Consider the following 24,770-nt stretch of genomic DNA (forward strand, 5'->3'; position numbering starts at 1 on the left):
GACTCAGCTCCCCGTTTCGAGTGCCGGATGGGCGAAGAAATAATCGCGCCAGCTGGCCGGCTTGTTCTTGATCGCGCCGACCTGGTGCAGGAACTGGGCCAGTCCCAGGGTGTTCTGCGGCGCCACCTTGAACTGCACTTTCGGATCCTTGATCACCTTTACCAGCAGCGCGCGGTCGATATTGCCCTTGTTGACGCGCAGGTAGGCGTCGGCCGCCGCCTCCGGATTGTTCGTGGCCAGCTGGGCCGCCTCGACCAGGGCGTCGATGAAGGCGCGGTAGGTCTTCGGGTTTTCCCTGACGTAGTTCTCGGTCGCGTAGAGCACCGTGGCCGAGCTTGGTCCGCCCAGCACCTGGTAGGAATCGAGCACCACGCGGGCCTTGGGATTGGCGGCCAGTTCCTGGTCCTGGAAAGGCGGGTTGCCGAAGTGGGCGTTCAGCTCGGTCTTGCCGGCGATGATGGCGGCCGCCGCGTCCGGGTGCGGCACGGTCTGGGTGATCGGATCGAGCTTCTTGTATTGGGCGGCGCCCCACTGCTTGCTGGCGGCCAGCTGCAGGATGCGGGCCTGCACCGACACCGTCACGGCCGGCAGCGCGATGCGGTCCTTGTCCGTGAAGTCGGCAATACTCTTGACCGCCGGGTTGGTGCTCACGAGGTAATATGGGAAATTGCCGAGCGAGGCGACGGCGCGCACGTTCTGCCGTCCGCTGGTGCGGTCCCAGATCGTGAACAGCGGGCCGAGGCCGGCGCCGACCACGTCGACCGATCCGGACAGCAAGGCCTCGTTGGTGGCCGCCCCGCCCGAGAGCTTGACCCAGTCGACGTCGATATCGACGCCATGCTTCTTGCCGTGCTTCTCGATCAGCTTCTGGTCCTGGGCCACGTTCAGCAGCAGATAGACCACGCCGAACTGCTCGGCGATGCGGATCTTGCCTTCGGCCTGGGCCAGCGAAGGCAAGGCCAGGGCCAGCGCCGCAGCCGCGGCGATGTTCTTCAGTGTCATTGCGTTTCCTTGTTCAGAATGGGACGTCGCCGGCGATCGTCGTGCGGTAGAGCTTGCGGGGCAGGTGGTCGGGGCAGCCGGTGGCCAGGTGCATCAGGGAGCGGTTGTCCCAGAACACCATGTCCTGCGGCCGCCATTGGTGGCGGTAAATGAATTCGGCGCCCGTGCTGTGGGCGAACAGGGCATCCAGCAGCTCGCGGCTGTGCTCCTCGGACACGCCCAGGATGCGGGTGGTGAAATGCTCGCTGACGAACAGCGCGCGGCGGCCGGTTTCGGGATGAGTGCGCACCACCGGGTGGCGCACCGGCTTCACCTCGTCGATCTGGGCCTGGGTCAGCTTGGGACGCCAGGGGTTGCGCTGCTGCAACTCTTCGTAGCGCGCCAGGTACCAGTGCTCGGCCTGCAGTCCCTCGACTTCGCGCTTGAGCCAGGCCGGCAGGGTGTCCCAGGCCAGGTGCTGGTTGGCGAACAAGGTGTCGCCGCCCTCTTCCGGCAATTCCTGGGCATGCAGCATGGATCCCAGGCTGGGCGTTTCCTTGTACGACAGGTCGGAATGCCAGAAGTGGCCGGCGTCGCCCAGGCCGATCGGCTGGCCGTGCTCGACGATATTCGAGATCACCAGCACTTCCGGATGGCCGGCCAGCTGGAACTGGCGCAGCACGTGGATCTGCAGCTCGCCGAAGCGGCGGCTGAAGGCCACCTGCTCGCCCGGCGTGACCTGCTGGTCGCGGAACACCAGCACATGATGGTCGAGGTGGGCGCGATGCAGGCGGCGGAAGTCCGTATCGCTGAGCGGGCGCGACAGGTCCAGTCCCAGCACTTCGGCCCCGAGCGGGCTGCCGATGAAGGGGTGGATGGCGAAATCCTGGCGGGTGGAATCGAGCGGCATGAGCGTGTCCGTTGATGAGTGGTGTTTCGAGAATAGCCACGCACATTTGGCCGGACAACGAATCATTTCATGTATGAACATGCATTTTTTGCAGCTCGCGACCGCCGTCCCGAGGCATTACAGGGACGCGGCTGTGCAATTCCGGTGCATACCTGGTGGTTTTTTGCTAGGATTCGTCAGTTTTCCTTAAGGCAGAGCAAGAAAGCACTCCCCTGAACCCGCATGGCCACAGACAAAGAACTTAACGACTTCCTCGAGAATGTCGAACGGCGCGCGTTCAAGCAGGCGGTGTATGCGGTGCGCAAGGACGAATCGGCGCTGGATATCGTCCAGGACGCCATGATCAAGCTGGCCGAAAAATACGGCGACAAGCCGGTCAACGAACTGCCGATGCTGTTCCAGCGCATCCTGCAGACCACGATCCTCGATTACTTCCGCCGCGAAAAGGTGCGCAATACCTGGATCAGCCTCTTCTCCGGCTTCTCCGGCAAGGATGGGGACGATGACGAATTTGATATACTTGCTTCGTATGAAGCCGAGGAAGGATCGGCCGCCGCAGAGTCGAGCGCGGACCAGCTTGAGCGCGCCCAAACCTTGCGCCTGATCGAAGAAGAAGTACAAAAACTCCCGGGACGTCAACGGGAAGCCTTCCTCATGCGTTACTGGCAGGATATGGACGTGGCCGAAACGGCCGTAGCGATGGGTTGCTCGGAAGGCAGCGTAAAAACACATTGTTCCCGCGCTACCCACGCCCTCGCCGAAGCGCTCAAGGCCAAGGGAATCAAATTATGAACACCGACGACATCAACCTGGCGTACAAGATACGCCACGCGCTGAACGAACAGCTCGACGCATTGCCGGCCTCGACGACCGACCGGCTGGCGCAGGCCCGCGCGCGCGCCATGGCGCGCAAGAAGGCCGATGCGCCCCAGCCAGCCGTACGCCACGGCTGGTCCGGTTTTTCTTACCTGCTGAGCGGCCAGGCGCTGTCGCGCGTGGCCGTGGCCGTGCCGCTGCTGGGGCTGGTCATCGGCATGGGCGGCATCTATCAGCATGAACAGCAGGAGCGACTGGCCGAACTGGCCGACATCGACGCGGCCGTGCTGGCCGACGAACTGCCGCTGACCGCGTATCTCGACACCGGGTTCCCCGCCTACCTGGAGTCGCAGCAGCGCCAGCAATGACGAAAAACGCTTCGAAGCCTCGCGTTGCCCTGTTGGGAACGGCGGCGGCGGTCCTGGTGGCCGGCGCCGTCGCCTGGGTCATCGTGGACCGGGTCGGCTCCACGCCGACACCGCCGGCTTCGGCAGCGCTGGGCGCCCCGGGCGGCAAGCCGGCGCCCAAATCCCTCGACAAGCCGCTGTGGCGCGACCTGACGCCGGCCCAGCGCACCGCGCTCGCCCCGCTGCAGGCCGAATGGGACCAGCTGGAAGGCATGCGCAAGCGCCGCTGGCTGGAACTGTCCGAGCGCTTCAGCTCCATGAGCCCGCTCGAGCAGCAGCGCGTGCACGAGCGCATGCGCCAGTGGATGAAGCTCACCCCGCAGCAGCGCAACCTGGCGCGCGAGAACTTCAACAAGACCCGCAAGCTGGCGCCGGGCGAGAAAATCGCCACCTGGGAAAGCTACAAGCAACTTCCTCCGGAACAGAAGCGCAAGCTGGCCAAGTCGGCCACCCGCAAGCCGGCCCCGGTGGCCCTGCCGGAATCGCCGACCCTGGTCATCCCGACCCCGTGTCCTCCGAACACCACGCGCCGCGGCGCCGAGTGCATCACGCCCCCGGGCGCGAACGCCCCGGCCCCAAGCGCGACGGCATCCACGCCTGCCCCGGCGCCGGCCGCACCGGCGGCAGGCGCGCCGGCCGCGCCGGCACCGGCTGTCTCCGCGCCGGGCCCAAGCGCCACCCCATCGACCCCGGCGGCGACGCCGGCCAGCCCGCCACCTGTTCCGTCTTCTTCGAATGCAAGCAACTGAGACCGTCCCTGTCAGTACGCCCCCTATCAAACGCCGCGTCCTGGCGATGGTCTACGAAGGCTTCCTGCTGCTGGCGGTCGAGATGCTGGCGGTGCTGCTCTACCTGCTCCTGACCGGCAACCGCCAGGAAGCCGTCTACCAGCACGGCCTGAAGGCCTTCCTGTTCCTGGTGACGGCGGCGTATTTCATCTGGTGCTGGGTCGACAGCGGCCACACCCTGGCGATGAAGACCTGGCGCATCAAGGTGGTCCAGCTGGGCCATGCGCGCCTGCCCTGGCGTACGGCGGTGATCCGCTTCCTGCTGGCCTGGGGCTGGTTTGTCCCGGCCCTGCTGGTATGCGGCGCCTTCGGGCTGCACGGCAAGGGCCAGATCGCCATCGCCCTCGCCATCGGCGTGGTCGCCTGGGCGCTCACCGCCTTCCTCGACAAGGACCGCCAGTTCCTGCACGACAAGCTGGCCGGCACCCGCCTCATCGCCCTGCCCAAGCGCGCACGCGCCTAGGCCCCGGTCAAGCCGGGGTGACGAGCTTGAGCCCCACGATGCCCGCACCGATCAGGGCAATGCAGGCGATCCGCGCCAGCGACGCGGATTCGCCCAGGAACACCATGCCCGCGATGGCCGTTCCCACGGCCCCGATGCCGGTCCAGATCGCGTAAGCCGTCCCCACCGGCAGCGTTTTCAGCGCATAGCCCAGCAAGGCGATGCTCAGCGCCATCGCGGCCAGGGTGCCGACGGTCGGCCAGAGCCGCGTAAATCCGTCCGTGTACTTGAGGCCGATGGCCCAGACGATCTCGAACAGTCCTGCTGCGAACAGCGATAACCACACCATCTTCTTTCCTTTCAATGCGTTCCAGGCTCGAATGCCTGACGCGATCCTACCCAAGTCCGCCTGAAAGAAAAAGTCGGGAAATATCAGTAGAATTGATAGATGGCATTCGATCTCGACAACCTGCGCGTCTTCCTGGCCGCCATCGACCATGGCTCCTTTTCCGCCGCCGCCCGCGTGCTGCAGCGCGTGCCCTCGGCGGTCAGCATGGCCATCGGCAACCTGGAAGCGGAACTGGGCCTGGAGCTGTTCGACCGCAGCGGCCGCGAGCCCAGGCCCACCGCGCACGCCCAGGCCCTGCTGCCCCAGGCGCGAGTGCTGGTCGAGCAGCTGCAGCGCCTGAACAACCACGCGCTGTCGCTGACGCGCGGGCTGGAAGCTTCCTTGAGCATCGCCATCCTGCCGGAGCTCCTGGCGTCCGCAGCCTGGAGCGAAGCGCTGGCCACCCTGGGCGCTGAATTCCCGCTGCTGGAAATCGAAGTCCTGAGCGCGCCCCAGGCCGATGCGCTCGCAATGGTGCAGAGCGGCCGGGCCCAGCTCGCGCTGGTGTTCGAGCGCTACGGCATGGATGCGCGCGAAGTGTTCCAGGAAGTGGCCGAGGAACGCCTGGTGGCCGTGCTCGCCCCCACCCATCCCATGCTCGGTCGCGCAGGCGTGGAGGCGATCCGCGACGCCGACCTGCTGGCGGAGCGCCAGATCGTCGTGGCCGGGCGCGACGCCCTCCAGGTGGACAAACGCATCGCCGTCTCGCGCCTGCAGTGGCGCACCGATAACCCCGTCGCGGCCCTGTCCCTGGTGAAGGCAGGACTGGGCTGGGCCTGGCTGCCGTCGGGCTTCGTGCGCGATCCGCTGGAACTGGGCGAGCTGGTCGAGATTCCCTCGGCGAACTTCACCAACGTGCTGCGCTTTTTCGTGGACGTGATCTGGACCAATGAGCGGCCGCTGGGCGTGGCGGCAACGCGTTTCGTGGAGTTGCTGAGCCCACGGCGCGATCCGGCTGGCGGCCTTCCCTGACGGGGATTGCGTTATACTCCAGGCAAGGGTGATCGTACCGCCAGGTATGACAGGATGCGCGATGGTCGGGCCGCCACGCGGCCTATTTGCGACCATCCAAGGATCTCATGCCTACTGTCCAACAAGCCCTTTCCCTCACCTTCCAGCGCTTCTTTCATTCCAAGAAAGCGGGCGGCATCGTCCTGATCCTGTGCACGGTCGCCTCGCTGATCGTGGCGAATTCCGCCTACAGCGACGCTTATCTCGGCTTCTGGCATGCCAAGCTCGCCGGCCTGAGCGTCGAGCACTGGGTCAACGACGGCCTGATGGCAATCTTCTTCCTGCTCATCGGGCTGGAACTGGAGCGCGAGCTCTATAACGGCGAGCTGTCGGACATCCGCAATGCCATGCTGCCCCTGATCGCGGCCCTGGGCGGGGTCGGCGTCCCCGCCCTGATCCACTTCCTGCTCAACGGCGGCACGCCGACGCAGGCGGGGATCGGCATTCCGATGGCGACCGACATCGCCTTCGCCCTGGGCGTGCTGGCGCTGCTGGGACGCAGTGCGGTGCCGGCCTCGCTCAAGATCTTCCTGACGGCGCTGGCGGTGATGGACGACCTGGCCGCGATCGTCGTGATCGCCGTGTTCTACACCAGCGACCTGGCCTTCGCCTACCTGGCCGGCGCCCTCGCCGTCTTCGGCCTCCTGCTGTGCATGAACCGCGTCCTGAAGATCATGAGCCTGCTGCCTTACCTGGCGGGAGGCGCGCTGATGTGGTTCCTGATGCTCAAGTCCGGGGTCCACGCCACCATCGCCGGCGTGCTGCTGGCCTTTACCATTCCCTACTCGGCGCGCCAGGACGATGCCGAGTCGCCCTCGCACCGCCTGGAGAATATCCTGCACGTGCCGGTGTCCTTCCTGATCCTGCCGATCTTCGCGCTGGCCAATACCGGCATCGTCATCGGCGCGGGCGCCGCGGCGGCGCTCGCCAACTCGAACAGCCTGGGCATCATGGCCGGCCTGGCGCTCGGCAAGCCCGTGGGCATCACCGCCTTCGCCCTGGGCGCGGCGGCGCTCGGCCTGTGCCGCCTCCCGGCCGACCTGTCCTGGCGCCATATCCTGGGCGCCGGCCTGCTGGGCGGCATCGGTTTCACGATGTCGATCTTTATCACCAACCTGGCCTTCCCCGGCAACGCGGCATTGATCGACAGTTCGAAGATGGCGATCCTGCTGGCCTCGCTGATGGCCGGCATCCTGGGTTTCTTCTGGCTGAAACTGTTCGGCCGGCCGCTGCCGACGGACGCCGACACCGAGACCATGGACTTCCACGTCGAGCATACGCGGTGAGCGTGCACGCCGCATGAACGCTGTCCTCCATCCCGCGCGCGCGGTTGCGCTGGCCTTCCTGCTCGCCATCCTCGCCGGCACGGCGCTGCTGATGCTGCCGGCCGCCCGGTCCGGCGATGGCGCGGCCTCCTTCATCGCGGCCTTCTTCACCGCCGTCTCGGCAGTGTGCGTGACCGGCCTGGCGGTGGTCGACACCGGCACCTATTGGTCGATCTTCGGGCAGGCGGTGATCATGGTCCTGTTCCAGCTGGGCGGTTTCGGCATGATGACGGCCGCCACCCTGCTCGGGCTGCTGGTCAACCGCTCGCCCCGCCTGCGTACCCGCCTGGTGACCCAGACCGAATCGCGCTCGCTGGGCATGACCGACATCGCCAGCGTGGCGCGGCTGGTGCTCGGCATTACGGCCGTGTCGCAGCTCGTGCTGGCCGCCATGCTGGCGCTGCGGCTGCGCTACGCCTACGGCCAGGCCTGGGGCGAAGCCGCCTGGAGCGGCTTGTTCCATGCGGTTTCCGCCTTCAACAATGCCGGCTTCTCGATCCATCCCGACAGCCTGGTGCGCTACGCCGCCGACGCGCTGATCCTGCTGCCCATGATGCTTGCCATCGTCATCGGCGGCATCGGCTTTCCCGTCCTGAACGACCTGCGCCTCAGGTGGCGCGACCCGCGCCACTGGTCCCTGCATACCAAGCTGACGCTCGCGGGGACCCTGGCGCTGCTGGTGCTCGGCACACTCGGCGTCCTGCTGTTCGAATGGAACAACGCGCGCACGCTCGGCGCCATGGGCTTCACGGACAAGCTGCTGTCGAGCGCCTTCATGTCGGTATCGGCGCGCACCGCCGGCTTCAATGCGATCGACATCGCGGCGCTGAGCCACGAGTCCCTCGCACTGCACTACTTCCTGATGTTCGTCGGCGGCGGGAGCGCGGGCACCGCGGGCGGCGTCAAGGTCGGCACCATCGTGGTCCTGGCCCTGCTGGTCATCGCGGAGGTCAAGGGGCACCGGGACACCGAGGCCTTCGGGCGCCGCGTGGGCGCGTCCGCCCAGCGCCAGGCGATCACCGTACTGGTACTGGGAAGCCTCGCGGTGGCGCTCGGCACCCTGGTCATGCTGCGCCTCACCGATTTGCCCCCTGCCCAGGTCATCTTCGAAGTCATCGCAGCATTCGGCTCGGCAGGACTGTCGACCGGGATCACGGCGCAACTCCCCGTGTCCGGCCAGTTGCTGCTGACGGTGTTAATGTTCGTAGGCAGGGTGGGCACCATCACCATCGCGACCTCCCTCATCCTGGGGGAAAGGCGCATGCCATATCGCTATCCTGAGGAGAACCCAATTGTTGGGTAGGATTTTTACGGAGCAGTTCGCGTTTTCCGCGAGCGACAGCGTGGTTGTCATCGGCCTGGGCCGCTTCGGCGGCGCCGTCGCCCAGTCGCTCATGCGCCTGGGGCACGACGTCATGGGCATCGACCACAGGGAAGACCTGGTGCAGATCTGGGCCGACCGCCTGACGCACGCGGTGCAGGCCGACGCCACCAACGAGAACACCATGCTGCAGCTGGGCGTGGCCGATTTTTCGCATGCCATCGTCGGCATCGGCTCCGACCTGGCGGGGAGCCTGATGACCATCATGGTGCTGACCGAACTGGGCATCAAGGACATCTGGGTCAAGGCCATGTCGCCCGAGCACGGGCAGATCGCCCAGCGCATCGGCGCGCATCACGTGATCTTCCCGGAAGCGGACATGGGCGCGCGCGTGGCGCACCAGATCACGGGGCGCCTGATGGACTTCATCGAATTCGAGGACGGCTTCGCGATCGCAAAGATCCATGCGCCAGACCTCACCCATCACAAGACGCTGGCGGAAGCGCATGTGCGCTCCCGCTTCGGCGTGACCGTCGTCGGCGTCAAGCGGATGAACCAGGACTTCGAGCACGCCCTGGGCGACACCCGCATCCTGCCGGGCGACCTCCTGATCGTCTCGGGACCCACCAAGAAGATCGAGCTGTTCGCCGGCGAGAACAAGAAGGCGCGCGCCTAGAAGCGTTCGGTCTCGGGGAGGAAGCGCCAGCGGCCCTCGGGCAGGCTGGCCAGGGGAATGCGGCCGACGCGCAGGCGGCGGATGGAGCGCAGCTTCAGGTCGACGGCGGCGCAGGCCCTCTCGATCTGCCCTGGCCGGATGTTCTTGCCGGCGATGCGCAGCCGCGTCTCGTTCTGCCAGCTGGCCTTGAAGTCGCGGTTGAGTCCCGCCAGGCCCTCGCCCGCCATCTGGCCGTCCACCTCGACCAGGTATTCGTGCTCGATGCGCGACGCGTCCTCGACCAGCTTGCGCAGCACGCGCCAGTCCTGGCTGTAGACCACCAGGCCGCTGGCCTCGCGTTCGAGCGGCGTGGCGAGCGTCAGCTTGTTCAGGTGGCGGCGCAGGAAGCGCTGGCCGCCCCGGCCCTGCTGGACCAGGGTGTCCGCATTGATCAGCGCCAGCGCGCCCTCGCCGGCATCGACGCCGGCCGGCTTGTGCAGCAGGATGGTCACCGGCAGCGGTTCGATGGCGGTGGCGCCGGGCAGCAATGCGACGGCCTGTTCCGGCGTGACCCGGGTGGCCGGATCTTCGGCCACATTGGCGTCGACCGTCACCCAGCCGCCGGCGATATAGCGTTCGGCCTCGGCGCGCGAGCAGCCCTTCAGTTCGGCCACGCGCTTGGCCAGGCGGATCCCTTCGTCGCTCATCATGCGCGCCAGCCGGCGAAGAAGGCCGTGAACACCTCGACCGTGCGCGCCACGTCGGCGGCGCTCACGTCCAGGTGAGTCACCAGGCGCGTCTTCGGACCGATGGAAGCGCGGATGCGTTCGCGCGCCAGGGCCTGGCGCAGCGGCTCGCAGGCGGCGACCGGGATGTCCATCCAGAAGATGTTGGTCTGCGGCGTGCCGACCTTCAGCTGCTCGATCCGGGACAGGCCGCGCGCCAGCTCGGCCGCGTTGTCGTGGTCGTCCGCCAGGCGCTGCACATTGTTCTCCAGCGCGTACTGGCCCGCCGCGGCGATGATGCCGGCCTGGCGCATGCCGCCGCCGAGCATCTTGCGCCAGCGCTTGCCCTGCTCGATGAAGGCCTTCGGTCCCAGCAGCACGGAGCCGACCGGGGCGCCCAGGCCTTTCGACAGGCAGACCGACACGGTGTCGAAACCGGCCACCGCCGCGCGCAGGCTGATGCCCTGCTTCACGGCGGCGTTGCAGATGCGCGCGCCGTCCAGGTGGGTGGCCAGGCCCTTGCCGTGCGCCAGCGCCGTGGCGGCGGCCACATAGTCCTGGCCCAGCACGCGGCCGCCGATGGTGTTTTCCAGCGCCAGCAGGCGGGTGCGCGCGAAGTGCATGTCGTCCGGCTTGATATAGGCTTCGATGTCGCCCAAGGCGATCGAGCCGTCCGGCTGGTTGGCGATCGGCTGCGGCTGGATGCTGCCCAGCACCGCGGCGCCGCCGCCTTCGTACTTGTAGGTGTGCGCTTCCTGGCCGACCAGGTATTCGTCGCCACGGCCGCAGTGGGTCATCAGCGCGATCAGGTTGGTCTGGGTGCCGCTGGGCGCGAACAGGCCGGCTTCAAAGCCGAACAGCTCGGCCGCGTACTCCTGCAGGCGGTTGACCGAGGGGTCGTCCGCGTAGACGTCGTCGCCCACTTCGGCGGCGGCCATCACCGCGCGCATGGCGTCGGAAGGCTGGGTGACGGTGTCGCTGCGCAGGTCGATCCACTTGTCCATCTTGCTCATCGTCTTATTCCTGGTTGGCAGTGTAGAAGCGTTCTTTCATTTCCTGCAGGCCGAGCTCGGACAGGACTTCGCCGAGGCGTTCGGCCGGACGGCGGCGCGGCAGGTTCTTGTAGGTCGCGACGATCAGCTCGTTCTTCATCGAATGCTCCCAGCCGACCAGTTCAGTCACCGTGACCTGGTAGCCATGGGCTTCGAGCTGCAGGCAGCGCAGCACGTTGGTCAGCTGGCTGCCGAACTCGCGGGTGTGGATCGGGTGGCGCCAGATCTCGGTGAGTGCGCTGCGGCCCAGGTCCTTGCCCTTGTTCTTGCGCAGCACCGTGGCCACTTCGGCCTGGCAGCACGGCACCAGCACCATGTGCTTGGCCTTCTTCTTGAGCGCGAAGTCGATGGCGTCGTCGGTGGCCGTGTTACAGGCATGCAGCGCGGTGACGATGTCGATGGTCTCGGGCAGCTTGCTCGATGTGGTCGATTCGGCCACCGACAGCGGCAGGAAGGACATGCCGCTGAAGCCCAGGCGCGCCGCCAGCTCGGTCGACTTCTGGACCAGCTCTTCGCGGGTCTCGATGCCGTAGATGTGGGAGCCGTCGTCCAGGCCCTTGAAGAACAGGTCGTACAGGATGAAGCCGAGGTAGGACTTGCCGGCGCCGTGGTCGACCAGGGACACGCCCTGCTTCTGTTCGCGCACGTCCTTGAGCAGCGGCTCGATGAAGTTGTACAGGTGGTAGACCTGCTTCAGCTTGCGGCGGCTGTCCTGGTTCAGCTTGCCGTCGCGGGTCAGGATGTGCAGCTCCTTGAGCAGCTCGATCGACTGGCCCGGGCGGACTTCCGGCGGGAGCTCTGGGGCTGCGGCCGGTGCTTTCTTGGCTTGGTTAGCGTGCTTCATCGATCCATGCCGCCTGGATGGCTTCCAATACGCGTTCGCCGCCGCGGGTGCGGTCGTCGTCGAACTCCTCGAGGCCCACGACCCAGTTGTGCAGGTCGGTGAAGCGGATCGCGGTCGGGTCGACGTCCGGATATTTTTCGTAGAGGGCCTCGGCGATGGCCTGCACGTCAGTCCATTTCATGGTGGTCAGTGGCGTTCAGTGGCTTTTTTCTGCTGCGTGGTTGATGGTGTACTTCGGGATCTCGACGACCAGGTCTTCCTCGGCGACGATGGCCTGGCAGGACAGGCGCGAGTTCGGCTCCAGGCCCCAGGCCTTGTCGAGCATGTCCTCTTCCTTTTCTTCCTGCTCGTTCAGCGAATCGAAGCCTTCGCGCACGATCACGTGGCAGGTGGTGCAGGCGCAGACGCGGTCGCAGGCGTGTTCGATCTCGATGTCGTTCTCGAGCAGGACGTCGCAGATGGACTTGCCCTGCGGGGCTTCGAGGACGGCGCCTTCGGGGCAGAACACCGGATGGGGGAGGATGACGATTTGTGGCACTTGGGTTACCTCGTGAATTGTTTTATGTGTCTGCTCTAACCCGTCGTTCCCGCGGAGGCGGGAACCCAAGTTTAGTCGCAAATCGGCTGCGTTTGCTTTCAGTGGCAGCGCGACGAACTTGGGTCCCCGCCTGCGCGGGGACGACGATTCAGGCGGTAGTGGGACGAATCAGACCTCGTCCAGCGACTTACCAGCCAGGACCTTGCGAACGCTCTTGTCCATGCGGCGCGCAGCGAAGTCCTCGGTGCCCTTGGCCAGCGCCTGCACCGCATCGTGCAGCGCGTTCTGGCGCGCGCCGGAGTCGACCGCCGCATCCTGCGACATGGCCACCGCATCGCGCACGCCCTGCTCCAGCCTGGCGATCTCGGCACGCTCTTCATCGCTCAGCAGCTCGCCATCGGCGTCCAGCGCCGACTGCGTCGCCAGCAGGATGCGCTCCGCCTCGACCTGCTCTTCGCGCAGTGCGCGCGCCTGCATGTCGCCTTGCGCCGATGAGTACGAATCCTGCAGCATGCGCGCCACCTCGTCGTCGCCCAGGCCGTAGGACGGCTTGACGGTGATCGACGCTTCCACGCCCGAACGCATCTCGCGCGCCGACACCGACAGCAGGCCGTCCGCGTCGACCTGGTAGGTCACGCGGATGCGCGCCGCGCCGGCCGCCATCGGCGGGATGCCGCGCAGCTCGAAGCGCGCCAGCGAGCGGCAGTCCGACACCAGCTCGCGCTCGCCCTGCACCACGTGCACCGCCAGCGCGGTCTGGCCGTCCTTGAAGGTCGTGAACTCCTGCGCGCGGGCGCAAGGAATCGTCGAGTTGCGCGGGATGATCTTCTCGACCAGGCCGCCCATGGTCTCGATGCCCAGCGACAGCGGGGTCACGTCCAGCAGCAGCCAGTCGTCGCCCTCGGCACGGTTACCGGCCAACAGGTTCGCCTGGATGGCGGCGCCCAGCGCCACCACCTTGTCCGGGTCGATGTTCGCGTGCGGGATAGTGTGGAAGAAGTCGCCCACCGCGCGGCGCACGTGCGGCATGCGGGTGGCGCCGCCCACCATCACCACGCCGTCCACGTCCTCGACACTGACGTTGGCGTCGCGCATGGCCTTGCGGATGGCGTTCATGGTCTTCGTGACCAGGTGCTTGGTAATCTCGGCGAAGGTGTGCGCGTCGATCGTCACCTGAACGATCTCGCCCGACTTCAGGATCGCCTCGATCGTGGTTTCTTCGTTGGTCGACAGCAGTTCCTTGGCCTGGCGCGCCTTGACCATCAGGGTCGCGGTGTCGTGCTCGGACAGCGGGGCCAGCTTGGCCTGCTCGACGATCCAGCAGAACAGGCGGTGGTCGAAGTCGTCGCCGCCCAGGGCCGAGTCGCCGCCGGTGGACAGCACTTCGAACACGCCCTTGGAGAGCTTGAGGATCGAGATGTCGAAGGTGCCGCCGCCCAGGTCGTAGACCGCGTAGACGCCTTCCTTGCCGTGGTCCAGGCCATAGGCGATGGCGGCGGCGGTCGGTTCCGACAGCAGGCGCAGCACGTTCAGGCCGGCCAGCTGGGCCGCGTCCTTGGTCGCCTGGCGCTGGGCGTCGTCGAAGTAGGCCGGCACGGTGATCACGGCGCCGACCAGTTCGTCGCCGAGCGAATCCTCGGCGCGCTGGCGCAGGGTGGCCAGGATATTGGCCGAGGTCTCGACCGGGCTTTTCACGCCGGCCACGGTGTTGATCTGCACCATGCCGGGCGCATCCACGAAGTCGTAAGGCAGGTTCTCGGCGTGGGCGATGTCCTTCAGGCCGCGGCCCATGAAGCGCTTGACCGAGACGATGGTGTTCTTCGGGTCGGTGGTCTGGTGGGCCTGGGCCTTGTAGCCGATGTTGGCATGGCCGTTGGGCAGGTAGCGCACGACCGATGGCAGCAGCGGGCGGCCGTCCTCGTCGCTGAGCACTTCGGGGCTGCCGCTGCGCACGGTGGCCACGAGGGAATTGGTGGTGCCCAGGTCGATGCCCACGGCCAGGCGGTGCTGGTGCGGGGCGGTGGACATGCCGGGTTCGGCGATTTGAAGGAGTGCCATGGTGGTGATACCTGATTATTCTTGTCTGGCGCAGGGCCGGACTGGCGTCCACCCTGCGGTATGGGACGTCGCTTATGCCTCGAGGGCTTCGAACGCGTACTGGACTTCGTCCCCGAACTTATCGAGGAACATCAGCGCGCGCACGCCCTGCGCCGCGCCCTGGTAGTCGCCCGCGTCGAGTTGCTTGCCGACCTGCTCCAGCATCTGCTTGCGCTCGCGCCTCACCTGGGCGTCCAGCCCGTCCAATGCATCGACGTCCCTGCCGGCGCGCGCATCGTCCAGCGCTTCGCGCCATTCCATCTGCTGCATCAGGAAGGCCATCGGCATGGCCGTGTTGGACTCGGTCTGCAGGTCGACGCCGTTGAGTTCGCACAGGTACTGCGCGCGCTTCTGCGGATTGCGCAGGGTCTGGTAGGCCTCGTTGGCGCGCGTCGCCCATTGCATCGCCACGCGCTTCTCGGTGTCCGAGGCGTTGACGAAGCGGTCCGGGTGCACCTGGCCCTGCACCTCGCGGTAGGCCGCGTCCAGCGCGTCCATGTCGACCTCGAAACGGGCCGGCAGGTGGAACAGGTCGAAGTGGTTCTGCATGCGCGTTAGATACGGAAGCTCTCGCCGCAACCGCAGTTGTCCTTGACGTTCGGGTTGTTGAAGCGGAAGCCCTCGTTCAGGCCTTCGCGCGCGAAGTCCAGCTCGGTGCCGTCGATGTAGGGCAGGCTCTTGGGGTCGACGAAGACCTTCACGCCGAAGGACTCGAACACGTTGTCCTCGGGCGACATCTCGTCGACGTACTCGAGCTTGTAGGCCAGGCCGGAGCACCCCGTGGTGCGCACACCGAAGCGCAAGCCGATGCCCTTGCCCCGGCGTTCGAGGTAACGGTTGACGTGCTTGGCGGCTTTTTCGGTCAGGGTGATTGCCATGTGGTTCTCCAGCTAGGTTCTACGGTTGTTACGCTGCCTTGTCGGCGTGCTTCGCTTTGTAGTCGGCGACGGCGGCCTTGATCGCGTCTTCGGCCAGGATCGAGCAGTGGATCTTGACCGGCGGCAGAGCCAGTTCTTCGGCGATCTGGGTGTTCTTGATGGCCAGCGCTTCGTCCAGCGACTTGCCCTTGACCCATTCGGTCACCAGCGAGCTCGAAGCGATCGCCGAGCCGCAGCCGTAGGTCTTGAACTTCGCGTCTTCGATCAGGCCCTGGTCGTTGACCTTGATCTGCAGCTTCATCACGTCGCCGCAAGCCGGCGCGCCGACCATGCCGGTGCCGACGGCGTCGTCGCCCTTGTCGAAGGCGCCGACGTTGCGCGGGTTTTCATAGTGGTCGAGAACTTTGTCCGAGTAAGCCATGGTGATACTCCTTGAATACGGTAATTAGTGGGCTGCCCATTGGATCGAGTTGAGGTCGATCCCTTCCTTGAACATGTCCCACAGCGGCGACAGTTCGCGCAGTTTGCCAACCTTCGATTTCAGCAGGTTGATGGCGAAGTCGACTTCTTCTTCGGTCGTGAAGCGGCCGATGGTGAAGCGAATCGAGCTGTGCGCCAGTTCGTCGCTGCGGCCCAGGGCGCGCAGGACGTAAGACGGTTCCAGCGAGGCCGAAGTGCAGGCCGAGCCGGACGACACGGCGATGTCCTTGATCGCCATGATCAGCGACTCGCCTTCGACATAGTTGAACGAGACGTTCAGGTTGTGCGGGACGCGGTGTTCCATGTCGCCGTTGACGTAGACCTCTTCGATCTCCATCAGGCCCTTGGCCAGGCGGTCGCGCAAGGTCTTGATGCGCGCGAGTTCGCTGTCCATCTCTTCCTTGGCGATGCGGAAGGCTTCGCCCATGCCCACGATCTGGTGGGTCGGCAGAGTGCCCGATCGCAGGCCGCGCTCGTGGCCGCCGCCGTGCATCTGCGCTTCCAGGCGCACGCGCGGCTTGCGGCGCACGTACAGGGCGCCGATGCCCTTCGGGCCGTAGACCTTGTGGGCGGTGAAGGTCATCAGGTCGACCTTCAGCTTTTCCAGGTTGATCTCGACCTTGCCGACGGCTTGCGCGGCGTCGCAGTGGAAGATGATGCCTTTCGAGCGGCACAGTTCGCCGATCTCGGCGATCGGCTGGATCACGCCGATCTCGTTATTGACCATCATGACCGAGACCAGGATGGTGTCCGGGCGGATCGCCGCTTCCAGCTGCTCGAGGGTGATCAGGCCGTTTTCCTGCGGTTCGAGGTAGGTCGCCTCGAAGCCCTGGCGTTCCAGTTCGCGCACGGTGTCCAGCACGGCCTTGTGCTCGGTCTTGACGGTGATGATGTGCTTGCCCTTGGTCTTGTAGAACTGGGCAGCGCCCTTCAGCGCCAGGTTGTTGCTTTCGGTCGCGCCCGAGGTCCAGATGATCTCGCGCGGATCGGCGCCGACGATGGCCGCCACGTGGCCGCGCGCTTCCTCGACCGCAGCTTCCGCGGTCCAGCCGTACATGTGGCTGCGCGATGCCGGGTTGCCGAACTGCTCGCGCAGGAAGGGGATCATTTTGTCCGCCACGCGCGGATCGATCGGCGTGGTGGCCGAGTAATCCATGTAGATCGGGAAGTGGGGCGCAGTCGCGAAGCTCTGCTCGGTTTTCTTGTCCAAAGGCGCGTTCATCAGTTCACTCCAATATGCTTCAATTTTGTCCGACGGCGGCGTGGGTGCGGTGCACCACCACGACGTTCTGTTCCTTCTGCTTCTGCTGGTCGACCAGGTCTTGCAGCGAGACCGAATCGAGGTAGTCGACCATCTTCTCGTTCAGCGTGGTCCACAGCTCGTGGGTCATGCACCGGGTGCCGCTGGCGGCGTCGGCGCCGTGGCAGTTTTCCTTGCCGCCGCACTGGGTCGCATCGAGCGGCTCGTCGACGGCGATGATGATGTCGGCCACCGTCACCTTTTCCGCTGGACGCGCCAGGCTGTAGCCGCCGCCCGGGCCGCGGATCGATTCGACGATCTCGTGGCGGCGCAGCTTGCCGAACAGTTGCTCCAGGTACGACAGCGAAATGGCCTGGCGCTGGCTGATGCCCGACAGCGTGACCGGACCATTGCCTTGACGCATGGCAAGATCGATCATCGCGGTAACAGCAAAACGGCCTTTGGTGGTCAGACGCATCACAACCCCGGTTAGTGTTAAAATATTCCTCTTGCCCAAATAATCCGCTTGCAACAACTCTCTTCATTGCAGCTTGCTAAAAACCGGATTAGTTGAACGATTTAGTCAAGTATAGCAAAACGCAAGCGTCTTGTCTTGGCAGCCCCAAAAATGGCAGCCGCCTCCCCCCTCCTGCTTTCTTAATAATTGTTTATTGCGCCCGCAGCAGCTGCATCGGGCCGAAGAGTTCTTGCATGCCCTGATGCTGGATAAAGGACAGGTTGTAGGGATGCTCGGCGGCGATCTGCGGCAGCGCGGCGGTTTCCGGCAGCTTTTTCAGTTGCTCGGCGATTTTCCCCCACAGGACCAGGGTCGGCGGGCTTTGTCGCGCGGCCAGGGCAGCCAGCACGGTTTGCAGGAAAGGCAGCCAGGCGCGGGCGTCGACGGCGGGCGGGACGTGGCTGCGGAACACCAGCGAGGCGTTCAGGAGCAGGAAGCCGTGGCGGGTCAGGTTGTCTTGCAGCTGGGCCAGGGTCTGGATGCTGCCGTCGCCGCGGGCGGCCCGGGCGATCGGGGCCATGGCCGCGCCGCCGGTATCGTGGGCCTGGAGCTGGCTTGATGCGACCAGCAGCATCTTCATGAAGTTGCGCAGCGAGGTGGCGCGGTTGACGGGCTTCGAGAGGCCGGTGTCGCACCAGAGTTCGCCGACGGCGCCGTCCATGAAGCAGACGCCTGTCGCGCTTTCGGCGCGTGGGTAGGGGCCTTCGCCGACCAGGACGTAGCGGACCTTGTCCAGGGGCTGGGCGAAGGCGGCGAACAGGCGGTTTTCGGTGGGGAGATAATTGTCGACCGCGAGCGCCGGGAGGTAGCCGGGGTTGGCTGCGGCCATCGCTTCCAGGCCCTGCTCGAGGATCGGGCGCCAGGAGGGGGCGGCGAGGTCGAGGGCGGGCAGGATCTGGGCGGGGATGGTCATGGTGGTGTGTCCGGATTTTTGAGGGCGGATTGTAGCGTATGTGCTTGAGGCGAGGTGCGCGGTCTGCTGGCAAACCGCTACTACTCGCTTGCACCAGAAACCCCAAGCATTCCACCATTCAATCTAGCGTCCGCCTTTCTCGTTTCGGTGCATGATTTTCCTCCATCCCCACCCGGGGCATCGACCAACGAAGGAGGACACCATGCAGACAATCCAGGACATCATGACCCCAGACGTGCAGACGATTTCGCCGCAGGAAAGCGTGCGCCGGGCGGCGCAGCTGATGGATGAATTGAACGTGGGGTCGATCCCCGTATGCGACGGCGACCGCCTGGTCGGCATGATCACCGACCGCGACATCACCGTGCGCTCCACCGCCGCCGGCCAGGCCCCGGACCAGACCTGCGTGGCCGACGTGATGAGCACCGACGTGCGCACCTGCTTCAGCAACCAGCAGGTCGACGAAGTGCTCGGCCAGATGGGCGACGTGCAGATCCGCCGCGTGCCGGTCATCGACGAGCAGTCGCACCAGCTGGTCGGCATCGTTTCGCTCGGCGACATCGCAACCAAGCACTCGGCCAAGGTCGACGCCACGCTGGACGAAATCTCGACGCCGTCCGAGCCGGACCGCTCGGTGACGCGCCACTAGGCACGCCACTAGGCACGCCACACCGCACCTGCTTGCCGCAGGTGCGGTGCCGCTTCTTTACTCCGCGTCCGGCTGGCGCGATGGATGCGCCGCTTTGAAGGCCGGCAGGTCGGTACACAGCGCATTGATGCGCGCGATGTTCGGGAAGGGCTTCAGATCGATATCGAAACGCTGCGCATTGAACACCTGCGGCACCAGGTAGCAATCGGCGATGGTCGGGCGGTCGCCGTGGCAGAACGGGCCCGCGCCCGGGTCGCGCGCCAGGTGCGCCTCGAGCGACTGGAAGCCTTCGATCACCCAGTGGCGGTACCACTCGGTCTTGGCCTGCTCCGACAAGCCCAGCTGCTTCACCAGGTAGCTCAGCACGCGCAGGTTGTTGATCGGGTGGATGTCGCAGCCGATGATCTGCGCCAGCTCGCGCACGCGTGCACGGCCCGGCGCGTCCTTCGGCAGCAGCGGCACCGTGGGATGCGCTTCCTCGAGGTACTCGATGATCGCCATCGACTGGGTCAAGGTGATCCAGTCGTCCTGGAAGGCCGGCAACAGGCCGCTCGGATTGATCCGGCGGTAGTCTTCCTGGTGCTGCTCGCCACCACCCTTCAACAGATGCACAGGCACCGCCTGGTAGGACAAGCCCTTCAGATTCAGCGCGATCCGGACCCGGTACGCGGCCGAGCTGCGGAAGTAGGTATAGAGCTTCATCGATGCCTCCAGTGGTAAGGCGCAACTTCTTGATCGATGGCGCCGAAAATGCTGGCGCCGCTGGCGTCGAGCATTTCGATGCGTACGGTGTCGCCGTAGCGCAGGAACGGCGTCTGCGGGGCGCCCTGCTCGATGGTTTCATACATGCGTACTTCGGCCAGGCAGCAGTAGCCGACACCGCCGTTCTCGACGCTCGAACCGTGCAGGCTGCCCTGCTTGTTCGACACGGTGCCCGAGCCGATGATGCTGCCGGCGCCCAGCTCGCGGGTCTTGGCCGCGTGGGCCACCAGCTGGGCGAAGCTGAAGGTCATGTCCTCGCCCGCGTTCGGACGGCCGAACGGCGCTTCGTTGAGCGTCACCAGCAGCGGCAGGCACAGCTTGCTGTCGCGCCAGGCGTCGCCCAGCTCGTCGGGCGTGACCGCCACCGGCGAGAAGGCGCTGGCCGGCTTGGACTGGAAGAAGCCGAAGCCCTTGGCCAGCTCGTTCGGGATCAGGTTGCGCAGCGAGACGTCGTTGACCAGCATCACCAGGCGAATGGCGGCGGCCGCCTGCTCCGGCGTGGCGCCCATCGGCACGTCGCCGGTGACCACCGCTACTTCGGCTTCCAGGTCCACGCCCCAGTCCTCGGACTGGACCATGATCGGGTCGTTCGGACCGACGAAGGAATCCGAGCCGCCCTGGTACATCAGCGGGTCGGTATAGAACGACGCCGGAACGTCGGCGTTGCGCGCCTTGCGCACCAGCTCGACGTGGTTGATGTAGGCGGAACCGTCGGCCCATTGATAGGCGCGCGGCAGCGGCGAATGGCATTCTTCCTCCAGGAAGGACTCGGCCTTCTCGGCGGTGCCGGCATTGAGCTTGTCGTAGACTTTCTGGAGCTCGGGCGCGATGCGGTCCCAGTCGTCGAGCGCGCATTGCAGGGTGCGGGCGATCTTCGGAACGGCCTGGCAGGTGACGAGATCGCGGCTGACGACGACCAGGGTGCCGTCGCGGCCGCCCGTTTTGAGGGTGGCGAGTTTCATGGTGTTTCCTTCGCTAAAACTTTGTTCTTCGCCATTACAAATCAAAACGTACTATCATACAAACAGTATTTTCCGCCCGATTTATCGGAATATCTTATGAATCCTAGCCTGCGCCAGATGCGCGCCTTCGTCGCCGTCGCCAAGACAGGCCACTTTACGCTTGCTGCTGAGTACTTGCACATTACTCAATCAGCCTTGTCCGGTTTGATCAAGGAACTGGAGCAGACCCTTGGCACACGCTTGGTCGACCGCAGCACCCGCAAGATTGCCCTCACCGATATCGGCCGCGAGTTGTACCCGCTATTTAGCCAGATGATTGATGACTTGGACGGTGCGCTGGCTAACGTGGCGGATCACACGCGGCTCAAAAAAGGCATCGTGCGCATCGCCGCGCCGCAGCTGATGTCGTGCACGGTGCTGCCGGAAGCGATCGCCGCCTACCGCGCGCGGCATCCCGACATCCAGGTGCGCCTCGCCGACACGGCGGTCGAAAGCGTGATCGCGCGCACGCTGTCGGGGGAGGCGGATTTCGGCATCGGCCCGGAACGCGATCCGGCGCCGACCCTGCACGCGCGCCAGCTGTTCGAGATGCCGTTCGCGCTCGTGTTCCCCAAGGGCCACGAGCTGGAACGGCAAGAGCGCGTAACCTGGCACGACTTGTCGCGCTACCCCTTCATTTCCCTGCAAGGCCAGTTCACCGAGCGCCTGCTGGACGATATGCATGCCTCGCTGCGCGAAGTGCCGGCCAAGCCGGCCCACGAAGTCACCTTCATGACCACCGCGCTGGCGATGGTGAGCGCGGGCCTGGGCGTAACGGTCTGCCTGCCCTACGCCGAGCCGCTCGCGACGCTCTATGGCCTCGTGATGCGTCCGCTCGAAGCGCCGCAGCTGACGCGGCGCTTCTTCGTCTACACGCGTCCCGGGCGCTCGCTCTCGCCGGCGGCGGAGAGCTTCATCGACTTCCTGTTCGAGCATGTCGAGAATATGGTTGCGGAGGTGTCTGTGCGCCAGAGCCCGGCGCGTTAGAATGACTATTGTTAGCAAACTGAGCGCTACTCGCCCTCCTCCACGATGTCCCACAACACCATCGCGATCAACCAGCGCATGGACAAGTTCGACAGCCACGACAGCGTCTGGCTGTTCGGCTACGGTTCGCTGATCTTCAAGGCCGACTTTCCTTTCCTCGACCGCCGTCCCGCCGCGATTCGCGGCTGGTCGCGCCGTTTCTGGCAGGGTTCGCACGACCATCGCGGCACCGAGACCGCGCCTGGCCGCGTGGTGACCCTGGTGCCGGAACCAGGAGCGCATTGCGACGGCATGGCCTACCTGGTCACGCCGGAGGAATTCGCCCACCTCGACTACCGCGAAAAGAACGGCTACCTGCGCCTGGCGACGGATATGCATTTCGACGACGGTTCCACCGTCGAGGGGATCGTCTATATCGCCACGCACGAGAACGCGGCCTACCTGGGGCCGGCGCCGGAACGCGACATCGCACGCCAGATCGCGCTGGCGCGCGGACCGAGTGGACCGAACAGTGAATACCTGCTGCACCTGGCGCAGGCGCTGCGCGAGATGGGCAAGGTCGATGCGCATGTGTTCGAGATTGAACACCATCTGGCGGCATTCGGAGTACGTCTTGGCGGCCCGAGTGTTGCTGGCTAACTTCTCGCCGCTGTCTTCGAAACCGTCGCCCCGGCGTAGGCCGGGGCCCAAGTTTGCATGCATACCGACTGCGCGACGAACTTGGGCACCGGCCGTCGCCGGTGCGACGGTTTTACGGTTAACGATGAATTCGTACTCAGCGCGGAGCCAATCCCATTTGCTCCAAACGCAACAGGATCTCGGCGGATGCCGACCAGCGCCAGCCATTCCTCGGAACGCGGCCCCAGTCCCTTCATGTCGCGCAGGCGCATGGTCACTTTAACGTTGCCAGGACCTGCATCACGCGCGCCGCGCGCTGCTCGACCGTCCCCGTGAGGACCGTATAGGCGATGCCGCGCGCATCGAGGTCCTCCAGCACCAGCCGCTGGATGCGCGTACGCCACGCCGCATTCTCGCGCACGCCCGGCTCTTCCTCGTAAGGGATATCGTCGGCGCACACGAAATGGTGCAGATAGCGCGTGCGGCACGCGTCCGCATAGCGCAGCAGCGCGGGCGGCACGGGCTCGGCGACTTGGCCGAAGCAGAGACCAAGCAGCAGAGTCGTCAGCGCGTTGGTGTCGACGAACACATAAGGTCCCAGGGCGCGGGCGACGGCCGCGTCTTCGGCATCGCGATGGCGCTCGGCGATCTCGACGTAGTCGGCCGCATCCAACTGCCCCTGCTTTTCTTCCCAGATGAAGCGCCCGACCTCGGGCACGAATTCGGCGCCGCATTGCCGCGCCAGGTGCAGCGCCAGGGTCGACTTGCCGGTCGACTCGGCGCCGACGAACGCCACCATCCTGCTGCCTTGCTGCGCTTCCATGCCTGCTTCCATTCCGAGACTCATGTGGACCGCCATCCTAGCCGATGCGGCCGGCTTGCTCAACTGGACGGCGCAATCCGTTCCAGCTTCAGGTGCAGCGATGTAGCTGGACGCAAGGTGACGTTCAGGACAGGCTGCGGCGGCGCCATTCCTTCCGGCACGGACAAGGTGAAGCGCTGCAGGATCATAGCCGCGATCACCGTCATCTCCGTCAGCGCCAGGTGCTGGCCGAGGCAGACGCGCGGCCCCGCCCCGAAAGGCATGAAGGTCCCGCGCGGCGCGCTTGCCGCCTCCTCGATGAAGCGCTCCGGCCGGAAACAGTCCGGCTCAGGAAACCAGCGCGGGTCGCGCTGCATCAGGCCGAGCGGCACGGTCAGGATGGTACGCGCCGGCAGCGTCCAGCCACCGAGACGCACCGGCTTGATCGCGCGGCGGCTCATCAGGATCGGCGCGGCCGGGTACAGGCGCAGGGTTTCCTGCAGCGTGCGGTCCAGGTAATCCAGTGCAGGCAAGTCCTCGAGCGTCGGCGCGCGGCCGTCCAGGACCATCTGCACTTCGCGGCGCGCCTCGGCCTGGGCCTGAGGATTGGCGGCCATGCACCAGGCCCACCAGCTCAGGGTAGCGGCGGTGGTCTCGTGGCCGGCCAGGAAGGCCGTCATGCATTCGTCGCGCACGGCATCGAGCGGCCAGGCGCCGCTGTCCGCGCGGTGCAGTTGGAGCAGGCGGGTCAACAGATCGCCTGGCCAGGCCTCGATGGACATGGCCAGGCGCGCGTCGATCTGGCGGTCGATCAAGGCCTTCAGCGCGGCGATGTTGCGGCGCTTCTCGCGCTTCCAGGGCATCCAGTCGGGCCAGCTGGCCGGCCAGAACATCTCCTGGTTGGCGTTCACGCTCAGCATGTGGATGGCGCCCTCGGCCAGCCTTGCGTCGTCGCCGATCTCGCTCGAGAACATCATGCGCATGATGACCTCCATGGCCAGCGCCGTCAGCGCGCTCTCGACCGGCATCGCGGCGCCGCCGGCGGGCCAGCGCTCCAGCGCCTGCGCCGTTGCCGCGGCGATCGCCGGCGCGAAAGCCTTGACCACTTTCGGCGCGAACGCCGGTTGCAGGGCCTGGCGCTTGGCGTGCCAGCGCACTCCCTCCTCGACCAGCACGCTGCGTCCATGCAGCTGCGAGAAAATCCGGATGCCGCGCTCCCAGCGTATGTGGGCGTCGTGCTGGTTCACCAGCAGTTCGCGCACGAGCTGGGGATTGCTGACGATGACCTGGTGCTCCGGCCAGATGCGCAGGTGCACCACGTCGCCGTAGGCCTTGCGCCACGCGTCGAGGGCGCCGGGCATGTCGCGCGCCATGCGCGCCAGCAAGCTCCAGCCGGTGAGGCCGGCGCGCGGGCCGGGCGGCCACACGCCGGGCGGATGAAGGACCGGAGCAGGCGGCATGCCGTCCGCATGAAAAGGGCAGCGGGAAGAGGTAGGCGTTGTCATGAGGGCGATTTTCACGCTGCATGAAAGCGCCGTCTTGAATCCAAACGACATCGACAGACGTGAGGAAGCTTTTTATACTTTGACATCATGAAGCTCGATCGCCAGTCCATCGTCCCGT

Annotated in this window: 30 protein-coding genes; 11 read left to right on the forward strand and 19 right to left on the reverse strand. The window is 65.8% G+C overall.

All coding sequences use genetic code 11. The features are described 5' to 3' along the window. Positions 1 to 3 precede the first annotated feature (3 nt). Both KBW95_RS13545 and KBW95_RS13550 read right to left on the reverse strand, forming a co-directional pair. On the reverse strand, positions 4 to 1,002 hold the full coding sequence (locus tag KBW95_RS13545; RefSeq protein WP_211528498.1) for an ABC transporter substrate-binding protein: 999 nt from the start codon (positions 1,000 to 1,002) through the stop codon (positions 4 to 6). A gap of 13 nt (positions 1,003 to 1,015) precedes the next feature. Then, on the reverse strand, positions 1,016 to 1,891 hold the full coding sequence (locus KBW95_RS13550) for a TauD/TfdA family dioxygenase (RefSeq protein WP_211528499.1): 876 nt from the start codon (positions 1,889 to 1,891) through the stop codon (positions 1,016 to 1,018). A gap of 222 nt (positions 1,892 to 2,113) precedes the next feature. On the opposite strand from KBW95_RS13550, the gene KBW95_RS13555 reads away from it, so the two are divergent. Genes KBW95_RS13555 through KBW95_RS13570 form a run of 4 tightly spaced genes read left to right on the forward strand, consistent with a single transcriptional unit; the run spans position 2,114 to position 4,365 of the window. Then, a complete protein-coding gene (locus KBW95_RS13555) occupies positions 2,114 to 2,683 on the forward strand; it encodes an RNA polymerase sigma factor (RefSeq protein WP_211528500.1) in 570 nt (189 codons plus the stop codon). After that, positions 2,680 to 3,075 carry a DUF3619 family protein gene (locus KBW95_RS13560; protein ID WP_211528501.1) on the forward strand — a complete coding sequence of 132 codons (396 nt, stop codon included), beginning with the start codon at positions 2,680 to 2,682 and terminating at the stop codon, positions 3,073 to 3,075. The genes KBW95_RS13555 and KBW95_RS13560 overlap by 4 nt, the downstream gene beginning before the upstream one ends. Continuing rightward, on the forward strand, positions 3,072 to 3,863 hold the full coding sequence (locus KBW95_RS13565) for a DUF3106 domain-containing protein (RefSeq protein ID WP_211528502.1): 792 nt from the start codon (positions 3,072 to 3,074) through the stop codon (positions 3,861 to 3,863). The genes KBW95_RS13560 and KBW95_RS13565 overlap by 4 nt, the downstream gene beginning before the upstream one ends. Next, the gene (locus KBW95_RS13570) at positions 3,850 to 4,365 is read left to right on the forward strand and encodes an RDD family protein (protein WP_211528503.1); all 516 of its coding nucleotides are present in this window, start codon (positions 3,850 to 3,852) and stop codon (positions 4,363 to 4,365) included. Before KBW95_RS13565 ends, KBW95_RS13570 begins: the two co-directional genes overlap by 14 nt. Positions 4,366 to 4,372: 7 nt before the next feature. Here KBW95_RS13570 and sugE read toward each other — a convergent pair whose 3' ends face one another. Beyond that, on the reverse strand, positions 4,373 to 4,693 hold the full coding sequence (gene sugE / locus KBW95_RS13575; protein WP_211528504.1) for a quaternary ammonium compound efflux SMR transporter SugE: 321 nt from the start codon (positions 4,691 to 4,693) through the stop codon (positions 4,373 to 4,375). Between the two features lie 99 nt (positions 4,694 to 4,792). On the opposite strand from sugE, the gene KBW95_RS13580 reads away from it, so the two are divergent. The 4 genes from KBW95_RS13580 (at position 4,793) to KBW95_RS13595 (ending at position 9,065) form a co-directional block, all read left to right on the forward strand. After that, positions 4,793 to 5,704: a LysR family transcriptional regulator gene (locus KBW95_RS13580; RefSeq protein ID WP_211528505.1), complete on the forward strand. Its 912-nt coding sequence runs from the start codon at positions 4,793 to 4,795 to the stop codon at positions 5,702 to 5,704. 107 nt (positions 5,705 to 5,811) lie between these two features. Continuing rightward, entirely contained in the window at positions 5,812 to 7,029 is a 1,218-nt protein-coding gene (gene nhaA, locus KBW95_RS13585) for a Na+/H+ antiporter NhaA (protein ID WP_211528506.1), read from the forward strand. Between the two features lie 13 nt (positions 7,030 to 7,042). Further along, positions 7,043 to 8,371, forward strand: coding sequence for a TrkH family potassium uptake protein (locus KBW95_RS13590; RefSeq protein WP_211528507.1), 1,329 nt, complete (start codon positions 7,043 to 7,045; stop codon positions 8,369 to 8,371). Further along, positions 8,361 to 9,065 carry a TrkA family potassium uptake protein gene (locus KBW95_RS13595; protein ID WP_229429741.1) on the forward strand — a complete coding sequence of 235 codons (705 nt, stop codon included), beginning with the start codon at positions 8,361 to 8,363 and terminating at the stop codon, positions 9,063 to 9,065. Before KBW95_RS13590 ends, KBW95_RS13595 begins: the two co-directional genes overlap by 11 nt. On the opposite strand, the gene KBW95_RS13600 is transcribed toward KBW95_RS13595, so the two are convergent. The 12 genes from KBW95_RS13600 to KBW95_RS13655 all read right to left on the reverse strand — a co-directional run bounded on the left by KBW95_RS13600 (position 9,062) and on the right by KBW95_RS13655 (position 18,328). After that, entirely contained in the window at positions 9,062 to 9,751 is a 690-nt protein-coding gene (locus KBW95_RS13600) for an RNA pseudouridine synthase (protein WP_211528508.1), read from the reverse strand. The two genes, KBW95_RS13595 and KBW95_RS13600, sit on opposite strands and share 4 nt — an antisense overlap. Continuing rightward, a complete protein-coding gene (gene ltaE / locus KBW95_RS13605; RefSeq protein ID WP_211528509.1) occupies positions 9,751 to 10,782 on the reverse strand; it encodes a low-specificity L-threonine aldolase in 1,032 nt (343 codons plus the stop codon). The genes KBW95_RS13600 and ltaE overlap by 1 nt, the downstream gene beginning before the upstream one ends. A gap of 4 nt (positions 10,783 to 10,786) precedes the next feature. Then, a complete protein-coding gene (locus tag KBW95_RS13610; protein WP_211528510.1) occupies positions 10,787 to 11,665 on the reverse strand; it encodes an SAM-dependent methyltransferase in 879 nt (292 codons plus the stop codon). Next, the gene (gene iscX / locus KBW95_RS13615) at positions 11,652 to 11,846 is read right to left on the reverse strand and encodes a Fe-S cluster assembly protein IscX (RefSeq protein ID WP_211525608.1); all 195 of its coding nucleotides are present in this window, start codon (positions 11,844 to 11,846) and stop codon (positions 11,652 to 11,654) included. Before iscX ends, KBW95_RS13610 begins: the two co-directional genes overlap by 14 nt. A 15-nt stretch (positions 11,847 to 11,861) precedes the next feature. Further along, complete coding sequence (gene fdx / locus KBW95_RS13620; protein ID WP_211525609.1) at positions 11,862 to 12,203, reverse strand: ISC system 2Fe-2S type ferredoxin; 342 nt, start codon at positions 12,201 to 12,203, stop codon at positions 11,862 to 11,864. 168 nt (positions 12,204 to 12,371) lie between these two features. Then, entirely contained in the window at positions 12,372 to 14,261 is a 1,890-nt protein-coding gene (hscA, locus tag KBW95_RS13625; RefSeq protein WP_211525610.1) for a Fe-S protein assembly chaperone HscA, read from the reverse strand. Between the two features lie 72 nt (positions 14,262 to 14,333). Further along, positions 14,334 to 14,849, reverse strand: coding sequence for a Fe-S protein assembly co-chaperone HscB (gene hscB / locus KBW95_RS13630; protein WP_211525611.1), 516 nt, complete (start codon positions 14,847 to 14,849; stop codon positions 14,334 to 14,336). 5 nt (positions 14,850 to 14,854) lie between these two features. Next, positions 14,855 to 15,178, reverse strand: coding sequence for an iron-sulfur cluster assembly protein IscA (gene iscA, locus KBW95_RS13635; protein WP_211525612.1), 324 nt, complete (start codon positions 15,176 to 15,178; stop codon positions 14,855 to 14,857). Positions 15,179 to 15,206: 28 nt separating this feature from the next. Further along, positions 15,207 to 15,599, reverse strand: coding sequence for a Fe-S cluster assembly scaffold IscU (gene iscU / locus KBW95_RS13640; protein ID WP_211528511.1), 393 nt, complete (start codon positions 15,597 to 15,599; stop codon positions 15,207 to 15,209). Positions 15,600 to 15,623: 24 nt separating this feature from the next. Further along, the gene (locus KBW95_RS13645) at positions 15,624 to 16,880 is read right to left on the reverse strand and encodes an IscS subfamily cysteine desulfurase (protein WP_211525614.1); all 1,257 of its coding nucleotides are present in this window, start codon (positions 16,878 to 16,880) and stop codon (positions 15,624 to 15,626) included. Positions 16,881 to 16,899: 19 nt separating this feature from the next. Next, entirely contained in the window at positions 16,900 to 17,376 is a 477-nt protein-coding gene (iscR, locus tag KBW95_RS13650; RefSeq protein WP_211525615.1) for a Fe-S cluster assembly transcriptional regulator IscR, read from the reverse strand. A 190-nt stretch (positions 17,377 to 17,566) separates the two neighbouring features. After that, positions 17,567 to 18,328, reverse strand: coding sequence for a uracil-DNA glycosylase (locus KBW95_RS13655; protein WP_211528512.1), 762 nt, complete (start codon positions 18,326 to 18,328; stop codon positions 17,567 to 17,569). 202 nt (positions 18,329 to 18,530) lie between these two features. On the opposite strand from KBW95_RS13655, the gene KBW95_RS13660 reads away from it, so the two are divergent. Continuing rightward, positions 18,531 to 18,977 carry a CBS domain-containing protein gene (locus KBW95_RS13660; RefSeq protein ID WP_211525617.1) on the forward strand — a complete coding sequence of 149 codons (447 nt, stop codon included), beginning with the start codon at positions 18,531 to 18,533 and terminating at the stop codon, positions 18,975 to 18,977. Positions 18,978 to 19,034: 57 nt separating this feature from the next. On the opposite strand, the gene maiA is transcribed toward KBW95_RS13660, so the two are convergent. Both maiA and KBW95_RS13670 read right to left on the reverse strand, forming a co-directional pair. Then, the gene (maiA, locus tag KBW95_RS13665; protein WP_211525618.1) at positions 19,035 to 19,679 is read right to left on the reverse strand and encodes a maleylacetoacetate isomerase; all 645 of its coding nucleotides are present in this window, start codon (positions 19,677 to 19,679) and stop codon (positions 19,035 to 19,037) included. Then, entirely contained in the window at positions 19,676 to 20,701 is a 1,026-nt protein-coding gene (locus KBW95_RS13670) for a fumarylacetoacetate hydrolase family protein (RefSeq protein WP_211528513.1), read from the reverse strand. Before KBW95_RS13670 ends, maiA begins: the two co-directional genes overlap by 4 nt. 96 nt (positions 20,702 to 20,797) lie before the next feature. Between KBW95_RS13670 and KBW95_RS13675 the strand changes: the two genes are divergently transcribed. Both KBW95_RS13675 and KBW95_RS13680 read left to right on the forward strand, forming a co-directional pair. Next, positions 20,798 to 21,727 carry a LysR family transcriptional regulator gene (locus KBW95_RS13675; protein ID WP_211528514.1) on the forward strand — a complete coding sequence of 310 codons (930 nt, stop codon included), beginning with the start codon at positions 20,798 to 20,800 and terminating at the stop codon, positions 21,725 to 21,727. A 45-nt stretch (positions 21,728 to 21,772) separates the two neighbouring features. Beyond that, positions 21,773 to 22,366 (forward strand): gamma-glutamylcyclotransferase, encoded by a 594-nt coding sequence (locus KBW95_RS13680; RefSeq protein ID WP_211528515.1) that lies wholly within the window; start codon positions 21,773 to 21,775, stop codon positions 22,364 to 22,366. A 253-nt stretch (positions 22,367 to 22,619) separates the two neighbouring features. On the opposite strand, the gene KBW95_RS13685 is transcribed toward KBW95_RS13680, so the two are convergent. Together KBW95_RS13685 and KBW95_RS13690 are read right to left on the reverse strand one after the other, a co-directional pair. Then, complete coding sequence (locus tag KBW95_RS13685) at positions 22,620 to 23,192, reverse strand: AAA family ATPase (RefSeq protein ID WP_229429742.1); 573 nt, start codon at positions 23,190 to 23,192, stop codon at positions 22,620 to 22,622. 35 nt (positions 23,193 to 23,227) lie between these two features. Further along, entirely contained in the window at positions 23,228 to 24,652 is a 1,425-nt protein-coding gene (locus KBW95_RS13690) for a cytochrome P450 (RefSeq protein WP_211528516.1), read from the reverse strand. Between the last annotated feature and the right edge of the window lie 118 nt (positions 24,653 to 24,770).

It is taken from the genome of Massilia sp. ZL223 (genome assembly GCF_018119395.1).
Classification (GTDB): domain Bacteria; phylum Pseudomonadota; class Gammaproteobacteria; order Burkholderiales; family Burkholderiaceae_D; genus Telluria.